Raw genomic sequence first — 1,537 nt, forward strand, 5'->3', positions numbered from 1 at the left:
CCGCCTCCTTCGCCGTCCACAGGCGCAGGAAGTCCAGCACCCGGCCGGTCTCGTCGCGCGCCGCCAGCCAGTCCGCCTCGTCCGGGGCGTACCAGCGGCGGGCCAGGGCCGTGGCGGGCAGCGGACGGCGTCGCTCCACGTCCACCCCGACCGGTCCGCCCGCCCGGGCGGCCACCACGACCACTGCGTCGACGTGGCTGACGCTGACCGGCAGCCGCCGCCCGTCGTCGGCGCGTACCTCCGGGCGTCCGCCGGGCGTCCGCTCCACCCCGATCCCCGCCTCGGGCCGGCCGAGCAACGCGCTACCCGCGCGCCTGAGCAGCCGCCGCGTCAGCTCCCGCTGGTCGCCGGTGGCACGGCCGGTCCACACGTACACGGTGTCCCGACCGGGCACCGGTAGCTGGTTCACGGAAAGAGGTTAACCCCATGCGCGACGAGGTCCGCACCTTCGTCATCGAGCAGCTGGCCGACATGAACTACGACGTCGAGGACCTCGACGACGACACCACCCTGGGCCCCTCCGGCGTCGACCTGGAGTCGCTGGCCCTGGCCGACCTGGCGGTCCGCGTCGAGGACCGCTACGGCCTGAAGTTCGCCGACGACGAGTCGGAGAAGCTGGCCCTGATGACGGTCGGCGAGTTCACCACCATGGTCGCCGACCGCGCGGCCGCCGACGGCGACAACTCCTGATGTCCGGTCGGCCCGACCTGGGGCGAGCTGACCTGGTGAGCATGCTCGCCGAACTCACCGCGAAGCCCGCCGACCGGGTACCCGACCGGATCGGCTCGATGGAGCTGGCCTGGCTGGTCCACCTCGTCGAGCAGCGCTACGACCGCCGGCTGGAGCTGAGCGACGACCAGCTCGCCGGCATCCGCACCGTCGACGACGCGCTGGCGGTGTTCCGCAGCTCGCTTACCGCTCCCGCAGATGGCTGAGCGGGAGACCGTACGGATCACCGGCACGTACGCGCTCAGCGCCCTCGGCAGGGGCGCCGACGCGCTGCTGTCCGGGGTGCTCGCCGGCACCCCGGCGTTCGGGCCGGTGCGCCGCTTCGACACCAGCGGTCGCCGGGTCACCGTGGCGGCCACCCTGCCGGAGGTCGGCCCGCTCGCCGACGAACTGGCCGACGCGATCGACGCCGCCGCCCGAGCCGCCGGGCTGGACCGGGCCGGCCGCGCGGAGTCGGCGCTGTTCCTGGCCACCCACGGCGGGCCGGACTCGCTGCCCGTACCGGAAGGGTCGAACGAGCCGACGGTGCCGGCGCTGGCCGGTCACCTGGCCGCGCGGTGCGGCCTGGGCGGACGGGCCCGGATCTACACCACCGCCTGCGTCTCGGCCAGCACCGCGGTCGCCGACGCGGCCGCGCTGATCCGCCGCGGCGACCTGGACCGGGTCGTGGTCGCGGCCGGCTACCTGGTCGAACCCGACCAGTACGCGCTCTTCGACGCGGGCCGGGCGCTCGCCGCCGACGGCGCGGTCCGGCCGTTCAGTGCCGGCCGCACGGGCCTGCTGCTGGGCGACGGGGTGGCCGCGGTGG

At 75.4% G+C, this 1,537-nt stretch carries 4 protein-coding genes; 3 read left to right on the plus strand and 1 reads right to left on the minus strand.

Annotation, left to right across the window (positions count from 1 at the left end):
- The coding region (locus HUW36_RS32610) for a 4'-phosphopantetheinyl transferase family protein (RefSeq protein WP_174531554.1) at positions 1-409 on the minus strand (409 nt) is incomplete at its 3' end.
- Between the two features lie 17 nt (positions 410-426).
- On the opposite strand from HUW36_RS32610, the gene HUW36_RS32615 reads away from it, so the two are divergent.
- The 3 genes from HUW36_RS32615 to HUW36_RS32625 all read left to right on the plus strand — a co-directional run.
- Positions 427-690 carry an acyl carrier protein gene (locus HUW36_RS32615; RefSeq protein ID WP_174531555.1) on the plus strand — a complete coding sequence of 88 codons (264 nt, stop codon included), beginning with the start codon at positions 427-429 and terminating at the stop codon, positions 688-690.
- On the plus strand, positions 690-935 hold the full coding sequence (locus tag HUW36_RS32620) for an acyl carrier protein (protein ID WP_174531556.1): 246 nt from the start codon (positions 690-692) through the stop codon (positions 933-935). Before HUW36_RS32615 ends, HUW36_RS32620 begins: the two co-directional genes overlap by 1 nt.
- On the plus strand, positions 928-1,537 hold a 610-nt coding region (locus HUW36_RS32625), incomplete at its 3' end, for a beta-ketoacyl synthase N-terminal-like domain-containing protein (protein ID WP_281357589.1). The genes HUW36_RS32620 and HUW36_RS32625, both read left to right, overlap by 8 nt.

It is taken from the genome of Micromonospora maritima, assembly GCF_902825405.1.
GTDB lineage: Bacteria > Actinomycetota > Actinomycetes > Mycobacteriales > Micromonosporaceae > Micromonospora > Micromonospora maritima.

Bases quoted from the DNA above. Each gene is read 5' to 3' on its own strand.
- HUW36_RS32615 (WP_174531555.1), top strand. From the start codon at position 427: ATGCGCGACGAGGTCCGCACCTTCGTCATCGAGCAGCTGGCCGACATG.
- HUW36_RS32620 (WP_174531556.1), top strand. From the start codon at position 690: ATGTCCGGTCGGCCCGACCTGGGGCGAGCTGACCTGGTGAGCATGCTC.